Origin of the sequence: Niabella sp., from assembly GCF_030150205.1 — a bacterium.
Taxonomy (GTDB): domain Bacteria; phylum Bacteroidota; class Bacteroidia; order Chitinophagales; family Chitinophagaceae; genus Niabella.
Map to the genome: position 1 here is coordinate 435,570 of NZ_JASLGT010000024.1, position 24,620 is coordinate 460,189.

Sequence of the window (24,620 nt, forward strand, 5' to 3'; positions counted from 1 at the left end):
ATGACATTAAAACTATTAGGCACCACATTATTACTGGCAGCGGCGGCGGCATCCAATGCGCAAAAAAAGATCAGCCTGCCCAAAAAGTACCGGAATTTTGATATGGAAGCCCACCGCGGCGGTAAGGGCCTGATGCCGGAAAATACCATTCCTGCAATGTTAAATGCCATCGATATGGGCGTTACCACGCTGGAAATGGATATGCAGGTAACAAAGGACGGCCAGATCGTAGTATCGCATGATGCCACGTTTAACTACGGATTTACCACCACTCCGGAGGGAGACACACTAACCCCGGAGGCATCAAAAAAACGGATCCTCTATTCCATGACCTATGATTCCATTAAAAAATATGATGTAGGTAAAAAGTTTTACGCAGCAGCACCCCGGCAGAAAAAAGTGGCAGCAGTGAAACCATTACTGAAAGAGCTGCTGGCAACAACCGAAGCCTATGCAAAAAAGAAGGGTGTAACCATACAGTATAATATTGAAATCAAATCCAACCCCAAAGGCGAGGGTATTTATTGCCCGCCGGTAGCCGAGTTTACCGACCTGGCCATGAAAACCATACTGCCCTTTAATATTGGCAAACGCATGATCATCCAGTGTTTTGATGAACGGGCCCTAAAGATCATGCATGAAAAATATCCACAGGTACAAACCTCCTTTTTGATCGGTGATAAGGAAAAGCGTAGCCTGGAGGAGCAATTGAAAAGCCTGGGCTACACGCCGGAGTATTACAGTCCGCATTATTCCATTGTAACACCCGAGCTGGTGAAGGAATGCCACCAACGGAATATAAAGATCGTTCCCTGGACGGTAGATGATATTGAAACCATTAAAAAGCTGGCGGATATGGGTGCAGACGGGCTTATTACCGATTATCCGGATTTATTTTACCAGTTGAAATGATTTTTGAAAAGCGCATTGAACATGAAAAACAAAACGATTAAAGCTGCCGGAATCTTTTCGAGGCGACAGTTTATCCATGCTGCTACGCTGGCTGGTGCGGGATTTGTAGCCACTGGGTGCAGCAAAACCAATGCTTCCGAGGGGGGTACAGATCCCGGTAGTGAAAGCAATTCCCTGCCCGATATGGCAGGTATGACGGTCAAGGGCCGGGTTACCTGTGCCGGTATTGGTGTATCAGGCGTGGTTGTTTCTGATGGAGTAGCCGTTACCACTACCAATGCCGACGGTATTTATTACCTGCCTTCGGCCAAAACAAAAAATTTTGTTTTTATATCCGTTCCGGGAGGTTATGAAGTAAGCACCGGAAATACCATACTGCCGGTCTTTTACCAGGCCTTTAAGGCTGCGGCATCCGTAGTCGAAACGATGCATTTTAGCTTAACAAAAACCAATAACGACCGGCATGTGGTATTAGCCCTGGGCGATATGCACCTTGCCAACAGGAATGATGATGTGGCCCAGTTTCAGAATGGCTTTTTGCCGGATGCAAAGGCCACCATTGCCCGGTACCAGCAGCAGGGATACAAAGTATACGGACTTACACTGGGCGATATGACCTGGGACGCCTATTGGTACACCAACAAGTATGGATTTGCAGAATACCTGTCTGTAATGAAAAATATCAACATACCGGTTTTTCATACCATGGGCAACCATGATAACGACCCTTATGTGGCCGCCGATTGGGCCGCTGAAGCCGGCTTCAGAGCTTCACTGGGACCCACGTATTACTCGTTCAATCTTGGGAAGGTGCATTATATTGTACTGGATAATATTGAATATGTAAATAATGGCGGTGCCCAGGGAACACTGGGAGACCGGTCTTATAACGAAACCATCGTTGCAGACCAGATCGCCTGGCTAAAAAAAGACCTGGCCACCATTACCGATAAATCTACCCCGGTTATCCTGGCCATGCACATTCAATTAAACAACAACCCATCGGCTTCGGAAACGGCATCGCTGAATTTAACCAATGCAGGGGATTTTATCAACTGCTTTTCCGGGTTTACCAATGTACATGTGTTAACAGGGCATACGCATATCTGCTATGCGTACGAAAATTCGCCGGCCTTGATGGAGCACAATTCCGGCGCCGTTTGTGCCACCTGGTGGTGGACCGGGAAGAACGGTTATGCAGGCAACCAGATCTGTAAAGACGGTGCCCCGGGCGGATATGCCATCTGGAAATTCAATAACACGGATTATGACTGGCGGTACAAAGCCATCGGTTACGATGAGCAGTACCAGTTCCGGGCATATGATTTAAACCAGGTCCATATTACGGCGGCAAATTATGCACCCAATACGACCGATGCCCTTCTGGCGGGTTATGCAGATACCTATGCCACAAAAAACTCTAAGAACGAAATCCTGGTAAATGTATGGGGCTATGATAAGCGCTGGAAAGTAGAACTTTTTGAGAACGGAACAACGCCATTGGCCGTTACACGGGTAAAGGTAAAAGACCCGCTGCATATTATTTCCTATGAGGCGCTGCGGTTAAATGCCGGAGCAACGCCCACAAGTGATTTTTGTACCACCACATCGGCGCACCTGTTTAAGGCAACGGCTCTAAGTCCCACATCAACGGTGTTAATAAAGGTTACAGACCGTTTTGGCAATGTGTATTCGGAAACCATGACCCGGCCTAAAGCGCTGACGGTATCGATGAAATAACAGCGCCGTTTTTTTGAAGTATTGGAACGTTAAACCTAAATTACAGAGATGAATATTTAAAACGTATTTTTAACCACATGAATTTTAGAACAAGGATATAGAGTGAGCAGGCTGTTTACAATGAATGGATGCATAATAATTTTCCTTTTGATGGATATCTTGCAGCGCTTTTCCATACAGACTAAAAAAGATTAAACAACTTATTTTTTAGATAAAATATATAAACGATTCGCTATGTCAAAATACATTCTCTCTTTTGATGCGGGCACCACCAGTTCCCGCGCTATTTTATTCGACAAAAAAGGCAACATTGTGTCTGTTGCCCAGAAAGAATTTACCCAGATCTTTCCGCAACCCGGCTGGGTAGAGCATGATGCCAACGAGATATGGTCTACCCAACTGGGTGTGGCCACAGAGGCCATTGTAAAAGCCGGGCTAACTACACAGGATATTGCGTGCATCGGTATTACCAACCAGCGGGAAACAACCGTGGTTTGGGACCGCCATACCTCTCAGCCCGTTTACAATGCCATCGTATGGCAGGACCGCCGGACCTCCGGTTATTGCGATACCCTGAAGCAGGATGGTTCTGCTGAAAAAATAAAAGAAAAAACGGGGCTGGTAACCGATGCGTATTTTTCTGCCACCAAGATCAAATGGATCCTGGAAAATGTAGATGGTGCCCGCGCCAAAGCGGAGAACGGTGATCTTTGTTTTGGAACGGTAGACTCCTGGCTATTATGGAAACTGACCAACGGAGAAGTGCATGCCACGGACGTTAGCAATGCCTCCCGCACGATGGCATTTAATATTCATACCTTGCAATGGGATGAAGAGCTGCTGCAATTATTTGGCATCCCCCAAAGCATGATGCCCGAAGTGCGTTCGAGCAGTGAGGTGTACGGGCATACCCAGCAATTGATCACCGCGGCAAGGATTCCGGTAAGCGGTATTGCCGGGGATCAGCAATCGGCATTGTTTGGACAGATGTGTACCCAGTCAGGAATGGTAAAGAATACGTATGGCACCGGTTGCTTTATGCTGATGCATACCGGCAATCAACCCGTTCCGTCGAAAAATAACCTGTTAACCACTATCGCCTGGAAGATCAATAATGAAGTGAGTTATGCCCTGGAAGGAAGTGTATTTATTGCCGGCGCTGTGGTACAATGGCTGCGTGATGGGCTGAAGCTGATTCAAAAATCGGGTGATATCGAAGCTCTGACCGCAACCGAGGCTGATAATGGCGGGGTATATATGGTACCGGCCTTTACCGGTTTAGGCGCGCCTTACTGGAATCAGCATGCGCGCGGTATTATTACCGGGCTTACCCGCGGCAGTTCCGACGGACATATAGCACGGGCTGCAATAGAAAGTATTGCCTACCAGACCATGGATGTATTAAAAGCCATGGAGGCAGATGCCGGTTTGCAGATCAAAGAAGTACGGGTTGATGGGGGCGCTACGGTAAATAATTACCTGATGCAGTTTCAGGCAAACCTGCTGAATACAACCGTGGTTCGCCCGAAGATCACAGAAACAACAGCCCTGGGCGCGGCCTATCTTAGCGGACTGGCGGTTGGATTTTGGAAAGACCTGGATGAGGTAAAACAATACTGGCAGGAAGATGAGCGGTTTGAACCTTATATGAGTGAAGAGGTGCGGGAACAGCTGAGCAAGGGATGGAAACGCGCAGTGCGTGCGGCACAGGTGTGGACAGAAGTGGATTAATTTGAAAATTTGAATCCCGATGGCTATCGGGAGTGGGAATGGAGCATTGATCTGCAAGTACGAACGAGAGCTAACTTTAAACGTTGAACTGAAACTTTAAACGACAAACAAAACCATATGAATATTTTTACAAGTGAATTAGTGGGGACCTTCTTTCTCATCATTTTGGGGAACGGAGTCGTTGCCAATGTGGTATTAAATAAAACAAAAGGAAACAGCGGCGGCTGGATCGTTATTACCATGGGTTGGGCCATGGCTGTTTTTGTAGGGGTATTTGTTTCATCCAAGGCCAGTGGCGCACACCTGAACCCCGCGGTAACAGTGGCGCTGGCCTACCTGGGCAAAACAGCTCCGGCTGTGGTGCCGCAATACCTCGGCGGACAATTATTGGGCGCCATGCTGGGCCAGTTGGGCGTATGGGCGGCCTACCGGCAGCATTTTATTGAGACTGATGATACCGCGGCAAAGCTGGCGGTATTCAGTACCGGACCGGCCATCCGCAATGCAGGGCATAACCTGCTTACAGAAGCGATTGGTACATTCCTGCTGATCCTTTCCGTATTGTTTATTATTGCGCCTTCCAATAGCCTGGGTGCCCTGGATGCATTGCCCGTAGCGTTCATCGTACTGGCCATTGGGTTAAGCCTTGGCGGGCCAACCGGCTATGCCATTAACCCCGTTCGCGACCTGGGGCCACGTATCATGCATGCCCTGTTACCCATCGGTAAAAAAGGCAGCAGTGACTGGGCCTATAGCTGGGTACCGGTTGTTGGCCCCCTGATCGGCGCACTGCTGGCAGCCATTGTTTTTCAGCAACTGAATTAAATCCTGCGGTGCTATAAGGCCTATGGGACCTTATAGCACCAACAAGGGCTATACCTATTTTAGCCCTTCGCTGATATAATGAACCGCGGATTCGATATCTGCTTCCGTATTGTGATAATGAATGCTGATGCGGATGAGGCCATTCCGACCGGTAGTGATCACATTGTTTTGGGAAAGATATGTGTGCAACCCGTTTTTATCTCCCAGCACTACAATAGAGCTTCTGTTATCGGGTGTGGCCGGGCCAACGATTGACACCGGTAATGTTGCAAGCGCATCTACCAGTTTTTTCGTAAGCGCAGTATTGTGTTGCTCTATAAACGCCATCCCAAGTGCTTTCTTTTCCAGGACTGCCCGGTTTAAAATGGAGCACCCAAACATATTCAGGCTTCCCGGCTCATAATTGGCTACGCCGCCATTAAAGCCGAACCCATTACTGGTAAAATGAACCGTATTACTGTTCATGCCGGTTATTGTTGCAGGATACTGAGCCGCAAAGCGGGGGTTCATGTATAAAAGACCATTGCCAAATCCGGCGTTCATCCATTTATAGTTGCTGGAAAGGACCACATCCGGATCTGTTTCAGAAATTTGAAGGTCTACCGCGCCCAGGCTTTGTGTGGCATCAATGATGGTGTGCACTCCGTGCTGCCGGCATAGTTTGCAAAGCGCTTTAATGTCGATTTTGAAACCACTTTGCCATTGCACATGACTAATGACTATCAGGTTTATATGTTGTTCCCGGATGATGGATTCGATTTTATTAAGGTCGATGGTGAACCCGTCTTCATCATCGAGCCAAACGATATCAAATTGATTAATGACAAACGGCGCATATACGGAAGGGAAATCTTTTTTATACAGCAATACTTTTTCCCTGCCGTTCAGGGCATGTACAATGGAGTTAAGGCCAAAGGAAAAATTGGGGATCAGCGCAATGCTATCCGGCGGGGCCCCTATAAACCCGGCGATGTTTTCTTTGATCCGCAATTGTTCAACATTACGCCAATGCTCTGCGGTGGCAGAACTGTTTGTTTCAAACCCGGTGTATAAACGGGTGCCGGCTTCCAGAACGGAGGGCGGAATAAGACCGCAGGCGGCGGTATTGAGATAAACCGGTGTTGTATTTTCAGACATGCTTCTTTTTGCTAAAAATACAAATAAAGGCGGGTTAGCCGGCTGTTTCGACAAGCCCCGGAACCGGACTATTTTAAATAGGTAAAGGTATCTACCTGTTTGTATTTGGGACTGCGGCGAAAAAAATCGGCAAAAAAAGCGGTATCCCCGGCTCCCATCAGGATAAAAACCCGGTCATTTTTTGTAAGTGGAAGTTGATTCAGGTTAGAGAACATCACCAGGTTCCGGTGATAAAACTTCGCGGCTTCCTGCGCGCCCTCTGCATTGCCCCTGGTAGAAACATAGGTGAGCAGGTCTGCATTTACGTTGATCAGGTAATCGAGGCTTTGAGGATGATTCATTAGTTTTAGCCGTTCCTTAACGCCCATTGTTTTTTCGTTCCGGGTTTTTGCATATGCTTCCACCAGTTTATCGTATTGCGGTATCGTGGTCGAATCGGTCTTTGGCTGCAGCGTTCTAAAAAGTGCATAATTGTAATTTTCATGAAAATCGATCCCGTATATCCGGGTAGCACCGCTTAGCCGGCCAACTTCATAGGCCAGCAGCTGGATCTCCGACAAACTTTTGAACTCCATCTCCGGCGTTTTCAAATAAGATTGATATTCCGCCAGCAGCGCCTCATTTCGCTCCGGTACCCGCTCCACTACAATAACCGTAGGTTTAAAATCTGCCAGCAGCTTTGCAATGGCGTGTACCTCCTGCTGGTTCTTTTTATCTTTTTTATCAAAATCTACTTTTGTTGCATCCGGTGTATATCCCATATGGAAGGTTCCAAAATTTAGTACCGGAATGGCATCGTCAAACTTATCCTTAAACACGGCACGCTGCCCATAAGTTACCATCGAAAGGAGTAAACTGCACAGCAGGTAAAAGTATCGGGTTGTCATAATAGAATGTTTCACCAAATTTGTAAAACGGAACCGATGTAAAGAAAGAAACTCTGCAAACACCCTTTTTTTATCTGCAAACCGGTTGGTTATTTCATCAATTCCCGCGTACTTCACATAAAAAAACAGGCAATGCTCCGGAAAAAAACGGCCATAAGTATACACCTGGTATTCTGGGTCCTGTTTATAGGGATCCGGTTGCTTCGGGTTGTTTATACCCCCTCAATCCGGCTGCAGTTTCCGGGCCTGCGATTTTTTGACGGCTCCTACCTGGTGATCACGGCGCTTGTCTTTTACATAAATTATCTTTTTTTATTACCGGCGTTCAGCAAGCGGAAACCGGTTATTAAATACCTGCTGCCGGTACTGATCAGTTATGCATTGTTTTTAGGCCTCCGGTATGGTTTTGAAGAAGTGCTTTCCCCGGCCGTTTGGGGATACAAGAACTATTACGGCAAACCTCCGTTATTGTTTTATGCGTATGACAATTTGTATTATGCTTTTCCTGCAGTTGTGATCAGCACCATCATATGGGTATTGATCCACAACATTCGACTGATGGAAGAAAATGCGCAAATGAAGGTACAGCAGGCTTCAGCAGAGATAAAGTTTTTAAAAGCCCAGGTAAATCCTCATTTTATCTTCAATACATTGAACAATATTTACGCCCTGGTATTTAACAGGTCTCAGGCTGCCTTGCCGGCCATAGAGGCGCTGGCGGGCATGATGCGTTTTACTACTTATGAAGCAGGCGGGGAAACGGTCGCCCTGATAGAGGAGGTACATTATATCGATAACCTGATTGCCCTGGAGCAGCTCCGTCACGAAGCTCCCTTGCATCTGCAGTGTAAAAAAAACATCATCAATGAACAGCAGCTGATTCCGCCTTTTATCATTTCTCCCTTCGTAGAAAATGCACTCAAACACGGAGTAATGGATGATGCCGGATCGCCGGTGACCATCGTTCTGGAAACTGCTGCTACCTGGCTAACGCTTGGGGTGACCAATAAGATCAGCGCACGGCAAAAAGACACGGTAGGAGGTGTTGGCCTGGAAAATATAAAGCGGCGACTGCACTTTTATTATCCCAACCGGCACCAGCTGCAATGCCAAACAACCGATAACTGCTACAAAGTGTATTTACATATAAATTTTTGATACCGGCCCATATGATCCGATGTGTGATACTTGATGATGAGCCGCTTGCGGTAACCCTGCTCAAAAAGTATATGGAGCAAACAGAAGGACTGGTTGTAATGGCCGGTGGAACAAAATTACAGTCAGTCCTTCCTTACCTGGAGGGAGGACTGGCCGACCTGGTATTTATGGACATCCGGATGCCGGAAAAAACGGGTATGGAACTAATGGACCAGTTTAACCGGCAAAATTGTTTTGTGATCACTTCTGCGTACCCGCAATATGCCGTAGACAGTTATCAGTACCAGGTGGTCGACTATTTATTAAAACCCATAAGCTATGACCGGTTTTTAAAGAGCATTGTAAAATTCAGGCAATGGAAGGCCGCAGCAGAACCGGCGCCGGTGCTTTATATTAAAGAGAGCGGTGTGCAGCACCCGGTACGGGAAGATGAAATATTGTATATTGAAGGATTGCGGGATTATATTCGTATTTACACAGCACGGCGCAGTTTTATGGTGCTCACCAATTTAAAGGAGATCCTGCAGCGCCTGACACCGGAACGGTTTATACGGATACACCGTTCCTATATTGTGAATACAGACCGGCTTGAAAAAATACTGGCGGGCATGGTGATGATTGGGCAAAAAGAGATCCCGGTAGGGGACACATACCGGAAAGCATTCCAGTTACGGCTTCAGCGAACCGGGGGAACATAAAAAAAGACACTCCCATCGGAAGTGTCTCAGGAATATCTGTTAACCTATTACTTAGTCCATCTTCTCCGGCCGCATCTGGGGGAAGAACAACACATCCTGTATAGACGGCTGATTTGTCAGCAACATCACCAGGCGGTCGATGCCAAAGCCGATACCGGAAGTAGGCGGCATGCCATATTCCAGTGCCCGTAAAAAGTCATAGTCGATGAACATCGCTTCTTCATCCCCACGTTCCAGCAGTTTTGCCTGCTCTTCAAACCGTTCGCGTTGTTCAACGGGGTCATTGAGCTCCGAATAGGCATTGGCAATTTCTTTTCCGTTAACCATCAGCTCAAAACGCTCTACCAGGCCCGGTTTGCTGCGGTGCTTCTTGGTAAGCGGGCTCATCTCTACCGGGTAATCAATAATAAATGTGGGCTGTATATAATGCGCTTCGCATTTTGCGCCAAAGATCTCATCGATCAGTTTGCCCTTACCCATTGTTTTGTCTACATGAATATGCAGCTCGCCACAAACGGCACGCAATCCTTCTTCATCGAGTGTGCTTACATCGTGGCCGGTATGCTCCTTAATGGCATCGTAAATAGAAACCCGGGGGTAGGGTGCCTTAAAGGAAATGGTCCTGAGTGAAGTCGAAGGACCGCCCATTTGCACCTCTGCCGTTCCGTTTACATCTATCGCCGCTTTTTCCAGCAGCTGCTCGGTAGTTTCCATCATCCAGAAATAATCCTTGTAAGCCACATAGAATTCCAGTACCGTAAACTCCGGGTTATGGGTACGGTCCATTCCTTCGTTGCGAAAATTGCGGCTAAACTCATATACCCAGTCGAACCCGCCCACTACCAGGCGTTTCAGATACAGCTCATTGGCAATACGCATATAAAACGGCACATCCAGCGCATTGTGATGCGTAATAAACGGACGGGCAGCCGCACCACCAGGGATTGTCTGCAGCACGGGTGTGTCTACTTCCAATGCCCCATGCGCATTTAAAAAGTCGCGGATGGAATTGATCAGTTTTGTTCTTTTAATAAAGGTTTCCCTTACGGAAGGGTTGATCACCAGGTCTGCATATCGCTGCCGGTATTTAAACTCCGGATCGGTAACCTCATCAAATACATTTCCTTCCTCATCCCGCTTTACTACAGGCAAGGGTTTTAATGATTTTGCCAGCAGGGTAAGGGTTTGTGTATGGATGGAGGTTTCCCCGGTTTTGGTAATGAATACAAAGCCGGTCACACCAATGAAATCACCCAGGTCGAGCCCGTGCTTAACCACGTTTTCCCAAAAGGATTTATCCTCTCCGGGACAAAGTTCGTCCCGCTTTACATAAAGCTGGATCAGCCCCTGTTTGTCCTGGATCTTGATAAAAAAAACCTTGCCTTTATCATTAATGCTCATAATACGGCCGGCAACACATACCTGGGCAAAGGCTTCCTTATTTTCTTCCGTAAACTGATCTTTTATATCGGCAGAAAAATGACTTACCGGGTACAATGCCGCCGGGTAGGGGTCAACGCCTGCCTCTTTTAATTTTTGTAATTTTTCTCTTCTTATTTTTTCCTGTTCGGAAAAGGATTGTGTACTCATGAACTGCTCCAGATTTTTATGAGCGGCAAAGATACTTTTTTGGCAACATTTTTCGGGCCTTATCCTTTCCGAAAGCGGTCTGCATGCCATAAACCGGATGGCAGATTGGTCTCTATGTCATGAGGATAGGGCATTTTAAGGCATACGACAGGACATTTTTGGGGTTGCTTCTTTATATGTATCTTTGTTCTAATGTAAAAGCATGTCCCAGAACCTCTACAAAACAGATGCCTTCTCCATTGAGTATATCCCCGGTGCGGATATCCTGAAGGGGGACTTTCTGAAATGTAAAACTTCGGATGAGTATGTAAGCGCCATCCGGGCGTTTAAGGAGGCGTATGAGCGGGTGCTTCCCCGGTATACCTTTTGGGACAATACAAAATTCGGGCATATTCTTACACCGGAGGAACAAAAGTGGACAGATGCCTTCCTCAATTATCCCGGCGCTCAAAAAGGAGTAACTGAAAAAGTGGGCATCCTCGTAAGCCAGGACATACTGGCCATGATGTCTGTGTATGAAATTTTCGAAGTGGGCAAGGCCCCGCTAAGGCCCGGGTTCTTTTCTACCGAAAACCAGGCCCTCGAATGGCTCACCCAAAAGGAAACTCCTGTGGCGCCACTGCCCAATTCCAAACCGCTGATTGCGGTAGATTGGGATGCCGATAAGGCGAAGGCCGTGATCCGTATGGAAATGGATGCGCTTGACCTGCCATATTACCTGCACCGCTTTAAACGCTTTCTAAGCGATCATGATTTTTTGATGGAGCACCTCCGGTTATTCAAGGAGCTAACCCGCAGAGAGCGAAAGATCCTGTCAATGGTGATCAACGGATTGAACAATGGAGAAATTGCCGAACAACTGTTTATTTCCTCAGAAACGGTAAAAACCCACCGGAAAAATATTATGCGAAAACTGAACTGCTCCAGCTACGGCGAACTACTGCGGTTTGGGTTATTTCTTTAAAGACGATTTATTTTTTGAATCGGGCCAATCCTGATACTATTCCGGTTTCTCCCCCGGGATCCCGTTGTAATCAAAACCTTTGTAATATTTTTTACGATTACAAAAATGAATATTACAAAATTGTAATCATGCTTTTTGTAATAAGAATTATGATTACAAACTTCTTGATCACAACAAAAAACGAAATGCCTCATTCGTTTTAACGGACACCGATCTGCCAACGGCGCATTTGCGAAATTTGAATGACCCGGCAGATCCGGGAAAACCTTAGCCCCTGCAGGTGAAACCGGATCATTTTGAAATCCCCGTCGTATCTTTAACTACGCTATGCGCTTTGTAAACAGCGGCTTAGCGAGCCACTAAAAAAAATAAAATGGAGTACACTGCCTTATTGCAGGATGCTGAAGCATACGTGGAACAATACATTGCCCTGCATCCCAAACCAGCGTTGTATTATCACAACCTGGAACATATTTCCCATGCAGTTGCCGCAGCAAAACAAATGGCGGATCATTACCAGCTTCCGGAGCGGGAATATGCCATCGTGGTGGTTGCTGCCTGGTTTCACGACCTGGGGTATTATGCCGGAGAACGGGTGGGGCATGAAGAAACCGGGGTTCAGCTGGTAACCGCTTATCTTACAGCAAAAGACGCAGACGCTGCCTTTATAACAGCAGTTGCCGGCTGTATACGTGCCACAAAAATGCCACAGCAGCCCGGTAACCAGCAGGAAGCCATCGTTTGTGATGCCGATCTTTTTCACCTGGGCACCGCCGATTTTGAGGTGTTTAATAAACGGATGCGTAAAGAGGAAGAAACCGTTTTTCAGAAAAAGATCTCCAAAGAAGAGTGGCGCAACAATACGATCCGGCTGTTACAGGGGCACCGGTATCATACCGACTACTGCCGGTTGCTTTTAAATGATAAAAAAAAGGAAAACCTGGAGCAACTGCTGGCCAAACAGGAAGAAAAGGCAAAGGACCCTCAATTATCTGCAGCAGGCGACAGGCCCGAACTGGTTGCTGCCGGCAAAAAAAATCTGAAGGATCCGGGCCGGGGTGTAGAAACCATGTTCCGGATCACCTCCACCAATAACCAGCGGCTGAGTGATATGGCCGATAATAAGGCACAGATACTTATTACCGTAAATTCAATCATTCTTTCGGCCATCATCACCCTGTTGCTAAGAAAGCTGGATGCAAGGGATCCGCTGGTATACCCCACCTTCCTCATCCTTTCTACAGCGGTCATTACCATGGTGGTGGGTATACTGGCCACACGCCCCAGTTTACCCAACGGCGTATTTACACAGGAGGAGGTCGATTCAAAAAAGATCAACCTGCTGTTCTTTGGTAATTTTTACCGGATGCACCTGGATGAATATGCTTCCGGTATGCGGAAGATCATGGGGGATAAGGACTTTTTGTATGATACGCTGATCAAAGATGTGTTTTCGCAGGGCGTAGTACTGGGCCGTAAATACAAATTGCTGCGGCTGGCCTACAATATTTTTATGTTTGGAATTATTTTTTCGGTGATCGGGTTTTTGATTGCCATGATCTTTAATCACTAACGGTTCATAAAGCGCGATGGAGCTATTGAAAAAATGGAACGACCGTGATATCAGCTGGTTGCAGTTTAACGGACGGGTGCTGGAGGAAGCGGCGAGGCAGGACGTGCCGTTGCTGGAGCGGATCAACTTCCTGGCTATTTATTCATCGAACCTCGATGAGTTTTACCGGGTACGCATGCCGGTGATCAAAGCGATCGGGAAGCTGGACGCGGATACAGGGCCTTCGGTAACCGAACAGGTAAAAGCACTCATCAATCAACAGCAGCAACGGTTTGGATCTATACTACAGGAACAAATTATTCCTGCGCTTCGCCGGGAGCAGATCCACCTGGTATACCATGAACCCATACCGGAAGGAATCCGCGCAACGCTAAATACTTATTTTTTCGACGTACTGGCAGCATACCTGGTACTGATACCACTGGATGCGGAGCAACCGGCATTCCTGGAGAATAATAAACTCTATATGCTGGTTGACCTGGAACAGCCAACCGGCCTCGGCCGTTGCCTTGTAAACATTCCTTCGGATAAGGTACCCCGGTTTCTGCATACCATTTATGAGGGCATTACTTATATCCTTTTTATCGATGATATTATACGCATGCACCTGGATGTGATCTTTAAGAATGCGGTTATCAGAGGAGCGTACACGATTAAAATAACCCGCGATGCGGAACTGAACCTGCAGGATGAATATGCCGGCGATATCGCTTTAAAAATAGAAGCAGAGATCCTGAAACGGGATCTTGGGCTGGCAACGCGCCTTTTATATGCACCGGATCTGCCACCGCCCTTATTGCAAACAGTTATCGATACCTATGGCCTGCAGGGCGCCAATACTACCTCCGGAGGCTATTATCACAACCTGAAAGATTTTTTTTCGTTCCCGGTAAGGCCCCCATCCCTGCTTTATCCTGCTGAACCGCCTTTTTCGCTGGTGGCAACCACTGCTTCATTGTTTGAACAGATGGCCGGGAAAGACTTTATCGTACACACGCCCTATGCTTCCTATGATGCCGTGCTGCGGTTTTTTAATGAAGCGGCTGTGCGGCCGGAGATAGCAGAGGTATACACGACGATGTACCGGGTGGCAAGGGATTCAAGGATCGCAAATGCACTGATCACTGCTGCACGTAACGGGAAAAAAGTAACGGCCTTTGTAGAATTAAAAGCCCGGTTTGATGAGGAGAACAATATCCGCTGGGCCAAAACGATGAAGGCTGCAGGTGTAAAAATCATTTATAGCATTCCGGGGCTGAAGGTGCATGCAAAAGTAGCCCTGGTCCGGATCCGTAAGGACGGGCGGCTGCATGATTATGGTATTTTATCCACCGGAAATTTTAATGAATCTTCTGCCCGGGTATATACGGATCATATCCTGTTTACCACCCGGCCGGCATTATTACGGGAGCTGGAACTGCTCTTTATTTTCCTGGCAAAACGCCGTAAACCATTGCCGGAGGAACGCGGCATTTTTAATACCCTGCTGGTAGCTCAGTTTAACCTGCAGCAGGAATTCCTGAAAAGGATCGACACGGAAATGGCGCATGCACGCGCGGGCCGGAAAGCCGGTATCACCATCAAGCTCAATAATCTTGAGGAAGAGGTGATGATCTCCAAACTTTATGAGGCCAGTTGCGCGGGGGTAACCATTAACCTGATCGTGCGCGGTATTTGCCGGCTGGTGCCTGGTGTGGAAAACTTAAGCGAGCGGATTAAAGTAAAAAGGATCGTAGACCGTTATCTGGAACATGGGCGTATCTTTTTATTTGAGAACAACGGAGATCCGCAGGTATTCCTGGGATCGGCAGACTGGATGAACCGGAACCTCTACCGGCGGATCGAAGTTTGTTTCCCCGTATCCGATCCGGGGTTAAAAGATGAATTGATGACGATCCTGCAGCTGCAGTGGGAAGACACAGCTGCGGCGGTGTGGATCGGGGAAAAGGCCCGGAATATAGCCCTGACCGGGAACAAAAATGATTTCAGATCCCAACGGGCGATTTACCTTTACTTAAAAGAAAAATACGGAAAATGAATAAATTCGGTATACTGCTTTTTTCCCTTGCAACCATATCCTGCATGGGACAGAAGGAATATACAAGTCCGGCCGGTTACAACCTGTCCCGCCCGCAAACCTTCAACATGCCGGTTATACTGGACGAGATCTCCGGGATTACGTTTGCAAACAATAGCGATACCCTTTATGCGATCCAGGATGAAAATGGAACCGTGTTTCGTTTTAAACCCGGCAGCAGGGATTTGGGAACCACAAAGTTTGGCAAAAAAGGCGATTATGAAGACGTGTCGGTAAGTAACGGGAACATCGTGGTGTTGCGAAGTGATGGCAGTTTGTTTGCCTTCCCTTTAAATGAAACAACATTGGAAGAAGCGGTTTCCGTAAAGGAATGGAAAAAGGCATTACCTCCGGGCGAATATGAATCACTTTACGCCGATCCGGTCAGCGGTGATGTATATGCCCTGTGCAAACAATGCCAGGTGGATAAAAAAACCAGCGGGGTCAGTGGCTACCTGTTGCAATGGAGCGATGGAGCACTGGCCGTTAAAAGCTCATTTATACTGGATGCTGCAACCTTACCGAAAGATCAGTTAAAAAGAAGCGCATTAAAACCCAGTGCCCTGACCCGTAATCCGAAAACCGGCGAATGGTATATACTGGCTTCCGTAAATAAATTGCTGCTGGTGGCCGACAGGAACTGGCATATAAAAGAAGCCCATCACCTGGATCCGTCCATTTTTCCGCAACCCGAGGGCATCACCTTCGACAAAACGGGGAATTTATTTATCAGCAACGAAAGAAACCAGGCCGCCTATGGCACGGTTTTAAAGTTTGCGCTTAAACAATAGCCGCTATGCTGAAGAAAATAATTGGATATCTTTTTTTATTATTTCCGCTTACCGGGATGCAGGCGCAGGACTCCGTTCAGAACCGACTGATCCTGATCGGGGATGCGGGGGAGATCAACCCGCATCAATCGGAGGTAATTACAACAGCGGCAGGAAAAATACTGGATCAGCGGACCACCGTATTATTCCTGGGTGATAATATTTATCCGAACGGAATGCCGCTAAAGGATGCTGCGGCCATTAACGCTGCAGAAAAGATCCTGGCTGCACAATACAAGCCCATGTTACAAAAGGGCGCCAAAGTGATCTTTGTTCCGGGCAACCACGATTGGGACCGCATGGGCAGGCAGGGCTATCAAAAGATCCTTGCCCAGGACGCTTTTTTGAACGGACAAAACAATCCCAGCTTAAAACTGCTGCCCGAAAAAGGCTGTCCCGGTCCGGAAGAAATTCCGGTTTCGGAAAATGTGGTACTCATTGCCTTCGACAGCGAATGGTGGTTGTTTCAGCATGAAAAAAACAGCGAAGACTGTGCCTGCAGCACAAAGGAGGCATGCCTTGAAAAGCTTTCCGAAATCCTAAGCCGCAACCGCGGTAAACGGATCTTCCTGGTTTGTCATCATCCGTTTCAAAGCTATGGGGTGCATGGAGGCTATTACAACTTAAAGGACCATCTGTTCCCGCTGACCAACCTGAATCCGCACCTTTATATTCCCCTGCCGGTGATCGGGTCGCTTTACCCCTTGCTCCGGACCAGCATTCCCAACCCCGAAGACCAGCGGCATCCGGACTATAAAGAAATGACCGCCCTTATCGATAGTGTATTTAGCGGGTACAATAACCTGGTGCATATGGCCGGGCACGAGCATGGGCTGCAATTTATAAAAGGGCAGCAGATGCAGATCGTGAGCGGGGCGGGGGCAAAGAATGCCTATGTAAAAAAAGGGAAACACAGTCTTTTTGCAAAAAAGAACAGTGGCTTTGTAACCGTAGACATACTGACCGGAGGCACATTACACATTCGCTATTACATGTTGGGAAACGGACGCATGCAGCAGGCATTTGAGTATCGTTTGCCATTTGTAACACCAGAGCAGCAATGGAATGCCCTGCGGAACACAGCGCTGGCAACCGCAGATAGTGTGGTGGTGCGTACCAATGCGGCATTGGATAAGCCGGGTCGGGGCCACCGGATCTGGTTTGGCGAAAATTTCAGAAAAGAATGGGCGGCGCCAACCAAATTACCGGTGCTGCGGGTTTCGGAGATCAGCGGCGGGCTTACACCCATCAAAGAAGGCGGCGGGCTTCAAACCAAATCGCTCCGGCTGGCAAGTCCTTCGGGTAAAGAATGGGTGCTGCGCAATGTAAATAAGAACATGGAGATCCTGCTGCCGGAAACGCTGCGGAACACTTTTGCAAAGGATGCGGTTACCGATGCGCTGAGCGGTCAGCATCCCTATTCGGCCCTTATTGTACCGCCCATTGCCGAGGCTGCGGGTGTGCCGCATGCCAACCCGGTCATTGGTGTGGTGGCCCCGGATACAGCCCTGCTGCCCTACGCTGAAAATTTCTTCAACAAGGTTTGCCTGTTAGAGGAGCGGGAACCGATCGGCAAATCGGATAATACAGGAAATATGTACAAGGCGCTGTTGAAGGATAACGACAATATGGTGGATACGGCCACCTATTTCAAGGCCCGCCTGGTTGACCTGCTCATAGGAGACTGGGACCGGCATGAAGATCAGTGGCGCTGGGCCTATGATAAAAAGAAGAAAGACCGCCGGTATGTACCGGTGCCCCGGGACCGCGACCAGGTTTTTCATGTAGTGCAGGGGATATTACCCACCATTGCTTCCGGCCCCTCTATTATGCCCAGGCTGCATGATTTTTCGGGGAGGATCAAAAAGATCAATGCCTACTTTATGGCCGGAAGAGGATTGAACGGAAATTTCTTCAATCAATATGACTATGATCAGTGGATGCAGCTGGTGCACGAATTTACCACGGCCGTTACAGATCCGGTACTGGAAGCAGCGTTGAAACGGCTTCCAGCGTCTTCCTATAATATGGATCATGATAAGCTGCTGGCGATCCTGAAACAGCGCAGGGCAAACCTGCCAAAGGCCATGACCACTTATTACCGGTTTTATAACCGGGTGGTAGACATTCAGACCTCTGACAAGAAGGAATTGGTACAGATCACCGATACCGGTGATCGGGGACTAAAAATAAGTATTCATAAGATCAATAAAGAAGATGCGGTTGCCGGTGCGCTGTTTGAGCGCAGCTTTGATCCGCGTGTAACCAAAGAGATCCGCCTGTACATTCATTCCGGCGACGACAGTGTGGTCATCAATAGCCATTCGAAAATACGGCTGCGCATCATCGGCAACAAAGATGAAAAGCAGTATAATGTACTTGCGGGGAGAAAAAATATCCGGGTATACGGAAGAAAAAAGAAGGTTCATTTTTCGGGAGATGACGAAAGTATCCGGAAACGGTTGTCGAACGATAGCAGCAATACAGCCTATGTACCAACCGATCTTTATAACCGGTATATGATTCACCCCAACCTCGGGTTTAACCGGGATGATGGTATTATGTTAGGATTGGGGGTGCGGTTTGTAAACCAGGGTTTCCGGAAAAAGCCCTATGCCAATTCGCATCAGTTATCGTACCTGCATTCTTTTTCTTCCGGGGCCAACAGTTTCCGTTTTAAAAGCGACTGGCTGCATGCCATCGGGAAGGCAGACCTTTTGGTAACGGGCCGGGTACTGGCACCGGATAATGTGCAGAATTTTTTCGGACTGGGTAATGGTACCGTATATGATAAATCAAAAGGTGTGGGTTATTACCGTGCCCGGTTTACACTGGTAGATATTGCACCGGGACTGCGGTGGCGGCTGAATGATACCCGCACGCTGTCTGTTTCGACCTTTTTTCAACATTACCGGTATGATGCGGCCGACAACCAGGGTAAGCTGATTGCAACCCCTTCGCTGGTGGGAACCTACGACAGTACCACTGTTAACAAGAACAAAAATTATACGGGACTTGTTGTACACTATGAGGCCGATTCGCGGGATGATAAATTATTGCCCACTTCCGGGGGGCTTTTGAGCATGCGGGTACAGGGATTTAAGGGATTGAACGCCAGCGCCAGGGATTTTGCGCAGGTACTGGCGGAGTTATCGTTTTTCAGGAAAATAGGTGCTCCCGGAAACGTGGTGCTGTCTGACCGTATCGGCGGCGGTGCTACGGTGGGGAACGCGCCGTTTTACCAGTCGCTGTTTTTAGGTGGACAGGAAAACTTGCTGGGATACCGGAAATTCCGGTTTGCGGGTGAACAGCTTTTATACAATAACCTGCAACTCCGCATAAAAATTGCGGATGTGGGAAGTTATATCCTGCCTGGCCAACTGGGCTTTACCGGTTTTTTTGATGCCGGCAAAGTGTGGGCGGAAGGGTATAATAGTTCTAAAATTCATACCGGTGTAGGTGGGGGGCTGTATTTTGTGCCGGCGCAGATCGCCGTGGTACAGCTGCTCGCCGGGTATTCCAGGGAGGGCTGGTATCCTCATTTTAGTCTTGGATTCAGATTTTAAACAACCATGCAAACCAAATTACTCGATTTAGCAAAATGGAAGGCCGTGCGTATAGACGGACTGGAGAATGTGCTTTCCTTTGACCCGCTGATTCAATACCTTAAGGACCGGATCAGCCGGGAAACGACATTAAAGAAGCATTTTTTTGAATTTGTTCTTGAAAAATTGCTGGCAAATCCGCACCTGAAGCAGGAGCTGATGCCGGAAGAGATGGTGCACTTTAAAGATGAACTGGAATTGATTTATTGCCTGGTGGAGCCGGCGCTTGCAGAAGAACAAAAAATGATCTGGGCGCTGAGTGTGCCGCTTGATCCCCAGATCATTTGCGGCACGGATGCTTTTTATGAAATGATGGAAGGGAACAATGAGATCCTGCACCGCTCCATGATCCAATCGATACAGGATAAATCCATGGTTCAGAAGCGGATGGAATTTGTGTATTCGGTCATTTTTGAAAAGCTGTACAACCAGCACATCCCAATGGGCAATGAGGTAAGCTATGCCATGTCCTATGTGGAAAATGGATTGCCCCGGTATTTTAAGATCAATATCGATACGCGGTTTATAGATGTGATCGCAAAAGGCGAACTGCCGCCACTTAATCTGATTGAATGGGCAAGAGATATAAAAGACGAGGGATATGACTGGAGCCAGGGAATCAAACAACTTCCGTTAAACCTGTTTAAGTTCCGGGGGCTGGCCATTATTACGGTAACGGATATTACGCAGGAGCATGCGGTGGAGCGCATTAAGGAGGTGGTGCTCAGCAGACACCAGTTTGCCCTGAAGGAAGATACGGAACAGGTGATACATTCATTAAAAGTGTTGATGGGAAGTCCTGCCATTGAGTTTGGCCTGCTGCCCAATCTGCGGGTGAACGACCAGTTGGTATTTACCCTTGAAAGCGGCAATAACAGTATTTTGCTACAACCCAATCATTGTATTGATAATGGAAAAAGCTTTCAGAAGCTTGCGGAAGAATACCTCAATCACCCCAAACCGGTTTTGATCGATGAATCCGTTCAAACGGAGGACGCCCGGCAATTGCTGCAGTTTTTAAATATGGCCGGTATCCAGGCCTATGCATTGTTCCCCATTTTTCACAGCAACGAGGTGGCCGGAGTATTGGAGATCTACTCTTATAAAAAAGAAGTACTCAATCTTCAAAGCCTGGTAAAGCTGAAAGATGCCATTCCGGTGCTGGCACAACTGTTAAAAAATGCCATAGACGAATTTGATAATCACCTGGACGGTATTGTAAAAGATAAGTTTACAGCCCTGCAGCCGGCGGTGCAATGGAAGTTTAATGAGGCGGCCTGGAATTACCTCCGTGACAACCGGTCATCGGATCAGAAACGCCCGATCGATAAGGTAGCTTTTAAGAAAGTATATCCGCTATATGGGGCTATTGACATCCGCAACTCTACGGTGGAACGGAATAAGGCCATGGCTGCGGATGCAGCTTTTCAACTGGAGCTATTAATCGGTTTGCTGGAGCAGATCCGGGAAAAGACCGGCCTGCTGCTGGTAGATGATATGGTTGGCAAATGCCGGAAATGGCTTTCGGGGATCGGTCATGATATTCGTGATTCTGATTATGGCAAACTCAATGAGTTCCTCGAAAATAAGATCACGCCATTTTTGAAGGATCTGAATGAAAAAGACCGGGACCTGCGGCCGCTCATTCAGCCTTACCTGGTGGAAAGTGAAAGCAATACGGGCAGTGTGCTGAGGAATATCCGTGTATTTGACAATGCGCTTAAAACCGTAAACAATACGATCAATGCGCGTTTGGAACAATTCAATAGCGATTTGCAGACCTTTTATCCGTATTACTTTGAAAAATTCAGAACAGATGGTTTTGAATTTGATATCTATATCGGTCAGGATATTGCACCGCACAAACCCTTCAGCAGGTACTACCTTCAAAACCTGCGGTTAAGACAGCTGCAGGTTTTGGCAGAGATTGCGCGGGAAACGCATGCGCTGCAGCCCCGGCTGGACATACCATTGCAAACGACGCAGCTGATCTATATCCGTTCGGCACCCATTGATATTGTGTTCCGGCAGGATGAGCATAAGTTTGATGTGGAAGGCAGTTATAATATCCGTTACCAGGTGATCAAAAAAAGGATCGATAAAGTACGGATCCTGAATACCGGCGAACGGCTCACCCAACCGGGAAAGATTGCGCTGGTATACCTCAATGAAAGTGAAACCCGGGAGTACCGCGATTATATTGCCTACCTGCAGGAAGAGGGGCTGTTGCTGAACGACCTCGAAGCGGTGGAGTTAGAGGAATTGCAGGGGGTGACGGGACTTCGGGCATTACGGGTGGGTGTGAATGTTGAGAAAACAAATGAAATGATTCCGGATGAACTTACCGGGGCAACAAGAGGCGTGTAGGCCTCGGGTCTTTTGGAGGTTGAAGTTGTAACCGCAATGTACGCCACGCATCCATAAAGATCGCAACGAGAACCGTAGAGGAGGTTACCGGGGGGCTCTTAGCGGACCCTGACCCCCGCGTTCTTATAAGATTAAAATTTAACCGCTCCCGATGCATTCTATCGTGTGAGCATATTTCTTGAAAATAATAAAATGGCCTGATGCTTCATCATCGCCGGATATGCGACCGTTTAATAAAGAATTGAAATAGTCAGGCGTTGCCCGAAGGGCACCATGTGCATAGCCCCCAGCGTCAGCTGGGGGCAACGAATGTGCAGAATGCGCGGCCCCAACGGGGTCGTACGTTTAATGTTCCGGATCTGGCAGGACCGTGTTTCATAATAAATATTTTTCGTCAAATTCAACGCCATGCTCAATTAGCAGCCGCTTATATTCATCATAAAACGGTTCATTTTTATGATGTTCTTTTTGATTCCTGACATAGTTGATGATGATATCCCGCTCTTTTATTGAATAGGTAAAGGCGCCGTAGCTTTCCTGCCATCCACGAAATTCAGGAAACAGGCCATTACTTTTCATCCATATACTGCTGGATGATTTTATATCCCTGATATAATCCGCAAGTGATGTTGACGGATGAAGATCTGAAAAAATATGTATATGATCTTCTATGCCGTTGATGCGATAGAGGCTACATTTTTTATTCTTTACGATACCCCATATGTATTTGTAAAGTTCTTCGCAATGCGCTTCTGTAATGGTTTTACAGCGATTTTTAGTGGCAAAAATGATCTGGTAGAAAATCTGACGGTAGCTCATGATATCGGGTTTCATAGGTCATAGAATATTGTTCTGTTGACTCCAATTTACATTTAATTTTCGAAAATCCAATCTGCGTTCATCACATTCGACCCCTCCGGGGCCGCGCCGTATACGTATTTTCTTACCCCCGGCTTTAGCCGGGGGTTATGCACATGGTGCCCTTCGGGCAACGCTGTAATGATTCAAGAACGATTCGATACGAACTCAAGAAATGTGTACATACAATAGCGCCATTAGGGACGCACAGCATCCGTAAGGACCGCGGAGGGAACCGTCTTAAATCCGTTACACCTTGATAAAACCCGTTTATCTCCTGTCTTTTAGCCGGATGACCAGTTTAAGTGCGGACCAGGTTTCGTCAATGGCGCAAACCTTTACATCAACCAATCCATTTTGCAATGCCATGTCCCGCACCCGATTTTCGTCCAGGTCCGTTGGAACCTTTGCCGACTTTTTGGGCCACGAAATCCAGATCGTCCCATTTTCTTCGATTTCCTGCCGCAACTGCTTCAGTTCTTTATTCAACTGTGCGGCGCTGGTTGTAAAAAAATGAATAAGATCTTTTTTTGTTTTTCTGTCGGTACTTATTTTAATATGCTCCGGCAACGCCCCCAGCAGCTCAAAATAATGATCGGGCACCTGCATGCATTTAATTTTAAAACCCGGCTTTGCCCCAAGTTTTTTTATCAGCGGCGTGCCCGAATATCCTGTTGCTGTGAGTTGTATTTTTTGTTTTGTGGCAGACATATGCAGTTAGATTGCTAAGCCGGGTGTGGCTTTCGCGTCAATGTATACCAGATCGGAAGTAAATCAGCCCCTGTGCTGCTTCAGGTGTTCTACCAGCTTGGAAGAACGGTACCCGAAATCGGCGCCAAAGCTGTTGATCACCGTTCCCTTAATGTTGTGCTTTTGTGAAGAGATCGCAAATACAATGCTCTCATCCGCCGGATCGGTCATACCTTCAAAACGATAAACTTCATCAATCTCAAACTCTTCCGGTGGCAGCTCAAGGGAATGCTGGTTGCAGTAAAGACAATCATTGTCTTCCATTGCCAGGAAATCTTCGGTATATCCCCTCCGGGCCAGGTCGTCTACAGCTTCACTCAATGTGTCGTAACTATAATGCGGTTTTTCGGTATTCATAACAAGGAGCTTTTGTATACCAAAGTTACTTCTTTTATACGTAGAAAGCGGCCGGCCCTATGCACTGCCTGCAGGAGGGATAAGCAACGGCTTTTTGCGGTACGGCTGCATTATTGCACCATCGGCAGATACTTTCTCCGGTTATCGATGATGATCCAAACGAGGATTGCGGCCAGCACCAGTGCTACCGGTAAGCCTGAAGGGTCCATTGTAGCATGGTGGAGGCAGATACCCGTCATGATCGGAAACAGGATCAATGCGCCCAGGGCCCTTGTTTTGGGAATGATCACCAGGATACTTCCGGTGGTTTCCATGGTTGCCAGCAGCGGCATCAGCCACTTTATTTTCATAAAGGCACCGAATGCTTCCATTTGCCCCGGAGTAAGTTTGGGAGCCGGCATGTAATTAAAGAATTTGTTGAGGCCGGCATTGAGAAACATTAATGCAAACAGGGTAAAGACGATTTGCTTTACAATTTTCATTTTGCTGATTTTAGAGGTTCAAAATTAAAATTGCCCGTCTGCAAAAAGAGCATGCTATCGAATGCTATAGTTAGTATAT

General features: G+C 47.4%; 19 protein-coding genes. 12 read left to right on the plus strand and 7 right to left on the minus strand.

Annotated features, from left to right (window positions below; all coding sequences use genetic code 11):
- The 4 genes from Q1V85_RS18500 to Q1V85_RS18515 all read left to right on the plus strand — a co-directional run bounded on the left by Q1V85_RS18500 (position 1) and on the right by Q1V85_RS18515 (position 5,208).
- A complete protein-coding gene (locus Q1V85_RS18500) occupies positions 1-912 on the plus strand; it encodes a glycerophosphodiester phosphodiesterase family protein (RefSeq protein WP_300602046.1) in 912 nt (303 codons plus the stop codon).
- Positions 913-933: 21 nt separating this feature from the next.
- Complete coding sequence (locus tag Q1V85_RS18505) at positions 934-2,652, plus strand: calcineurin-like phosphoesterase family protein (protein WP_300602047.1); 1,719 nt, start codon at positions 934-936, stop codon at positions 2,650-2,652.
- A 234-nt stretch (positions 2,653-2,886) separates the two neighbouring features.
- On the plus strand, positions 2,887-4,383 hold the full coding sequence (gene glpK / locus Q1V85_RS18510) for a glycerol kinase GlpK (protein ID WP_300602048.1): 1,497 nt from the start codon (positions 2,887-2,889) through the stop codon (positions 4,381-4,383).
- 117 nt (positions 4,384-4,500) lie between these two features.
- A complete protein-coding gene (locus tag Q1V85_RS18515; protein WP_300602049.1) occupies positions 4,501-5,208 on the plus strand; it encodes an MIP/aquaporin family protein in 708 nt (235 codons plus the stop codon).
- Positions 5,209-5,262: 54 nt separating this feature from the next.
- On the opposite strand, the gene Q1V85_RS18520 is transcribed toward Q1V85_RS18515, so the two are convergent.
- Both Q1V85_RS18520 and Q1V85_RS18525 read right to left on the minus strand, forming a co-directional pair.
- A complete protein-coding gene (locus Q1V85_RS18520; protein ID WP_300602050.1) occupies positions 5,263-6,345 on the minus strand; it encodes an aminotransferase class V-fold PLP-dependent enzyme in 1,083 nt (360 codons plus the stop codon).
- A 68-nt stretch (positions 6,346-6,413) separates the two neighbouring features.
- A complete protein-coding gene (locus Q1V85_RS18525; RefSeq protein ID WP_300602051.1) occupies positions 6,414-7,232 on the minus strand; it encodes a DUF5694 domain-containing protein in 819 nt (272 codons plus the stop codon).
- 132 nt (positions 7,233-7,364) lie between these two features.
- On the opposite strand from Q1V85_RS18525, the gene Q1V85_RS18530 reads away from it, so the two are divergent.
- Both Q1V85_RS18530 and Q1V85_RS18535 read left to right on the plus strand, forming a co-directional pair.
- On the plus strand, positions 7,365-8,390 hold the full coding sequence (locus Q1V85_RS18530; RefSeq protein ID WP_300602052.1) for a histidine kinase: 1,026 nt from the start codon (positions 7,365-7,367) through the stop codon (positions 8,388-8,390).
- Between the two features lie 11 nt (positions 8,391-8,401).
- Complete coding sequence (locus tag Q1V85_RS18535) at positions 8,402-9,088, plus strand: LytTR family DNA-binding domain-containing protein (protein WP_300602053.1); 687 nt, start codon at positions 8,402-8,404, stop codon at positions 9,086-9,088.
- A gap of 51 nt (positions 9,089-9,139) precedes the next feature.
- Here Q1V85_RS18535 and lysS read toward each other — a convergent pair whose 3' ends face one another.
- Positions 9,140-10,678: a lysine--tRNA ligase gene (lysS, locus tag Q1V85_RS18540; RefSeq protein ID WP_300602054.1), complete on the minus strand. Its 1,539-nt coding sequence runs from the start codon at positions 10,676-10,678 to the stop codon at positions 9,140-9,142.
- Between the two features lie 202 nt (positions 10,679-10,880).
- Between lysS and Q1V85_RS18545 the strand changes: the two genes are divergently transcribed.
- The 6 genes from Q1V85_RS18545 to Q1V85_RS18570 all read left to right on the plus strand — a co-directional run bounded on the left by Q1V85_RS18545 (position 10,881) and on the right by Q1V85_RS18570 (position 22,094).
- Complete coding sequence (locus tag Q1V85_RS18545) at positions 10,881-11,642, plus strand: LuxR C-terminal-related transcriptional regulator (RefSeq protein WP_300602055.1); 762 nt, start codon at positions 10,881-10,883, stop codon at positions 11,640-11,642.
- Between the two features lie 373 nt (positions 11,643-12,015).
- Entirely contained in the window at positions 12,016-13,215 is a 1,200-nt protein-coding gene (locus tag Q1V85_RS18550) for a Pycsar system effector family protein (protein WP_300602056.1), read from the plus strand.
- A gap of 16 nt (positions 13,216-13,231) precedes the next feature.
- Positions 13,232-15,253, plus strand: a complete 2,022-nt coding sequence (gene ppk1 / locus Q1V85_RS18555) for a polyphosphate kinase 1 (RefSeq protein ID WP_300602057.1) — start codon at positions 13,232-13,234, stop codon at positions 15,251-15,253.
- Positions 15,250-16,083 (plus strand): SdiA-regulated domain-containing protein, encoded by an 834-nt coding sequence (locus Q1V85_RS18560; protein ID WP_300602058.1) that lies wholly within the window; start codon positions 15,250-15,252, stop codon positions 16,081-16,083. Before ppk1 ends, Q1V85_RS18560 begins: the two co-directional genes overlap by 4 nt.
- 5 nt (positions 16,084-16,088) lie before the next feature.
- Entirely contained in the window at positions 16,089-19,688 is a 3,600-nt protein-coding gene (locus Q1V85_RS18565) for a BamA/TamA family outer membrane protein (RefSeq protein WP_300602059.1), read from the plus strand.
- A 6-nt stretch (positions 19,689-19,694) separates the two neighbouring features.
- Positions 19,695-22,094, plus strand: coding sequence for a GAF domain-containing protein (locus tag Q1V85_RS18570; protein WP_300602060.1), 2,400 nt, complete (start codon positions 19,695-19,697; stop codon positions 22,092-22,094).
- Positions 22,095-22,469: 375 nt separating this feature from the next.
- Here Q1V85_RS18570 and tnpA read toward each other — a convergent pair whose 3' ends face one another.
- The 4 genes from tnpA to Q1V85_RS18590 all read right to left on the minus strand — a co-directional run bounded on the left by tnpA (position 22,470) and on the right by Q1V85_RS18590 (position 24,541).
- On the minus strand, positions 22,470-22,913 hold the full coding sequence (tnpA, locus tag Q1V85_RS18575; protein WP_300602061.1) for an IS200/IS605 family transposase: 444 nt from the start codon (positions 22,911-22,913) through the stop codon (positions 22,470-22,472).
- Positions 22,914-23,222: 309 nt separating this feature from the next.
- Entirely contained in the window at positions 23,223-23,663 is a 441-nt protein-coding gene (locus Q1V85_RS18580; RefSeq protein WP_300602062.1) for a DUF3052 family protein, read from the minus strand.
- 63 nt (positions 23,664-23,726) lie between these two features.
- Positions 23,727-24,059 carry a phosphoribosylpyrophosphate synthetase gene (locus Q1V85_RS18585; RefSeq protein ID WP_300602063.1) on the minus strand — a complete coding sequence of 111 codons (333 nt, stop codon included), beginning with the start codon at positions 24,057-24,059 and terminating at the stop codon, positions 23,727-23,729.
- A gap of 110 nt (positions 24,060-24,169) precedes the next feature.
- The gene (locus Q1V85_RS18590) at positions 24,170-24,541 is read right to left on the minus strand and encodes a DoxX family protein (protein ID WP_300602064.1); all 372 of its coding nucleotides are present in this window, start codon (positions 24,539-24,541) and stop codon (positions 24,170-24,172) included.
- Positions 24,542-24,620 lie beyond the last annotated feature (79 nt).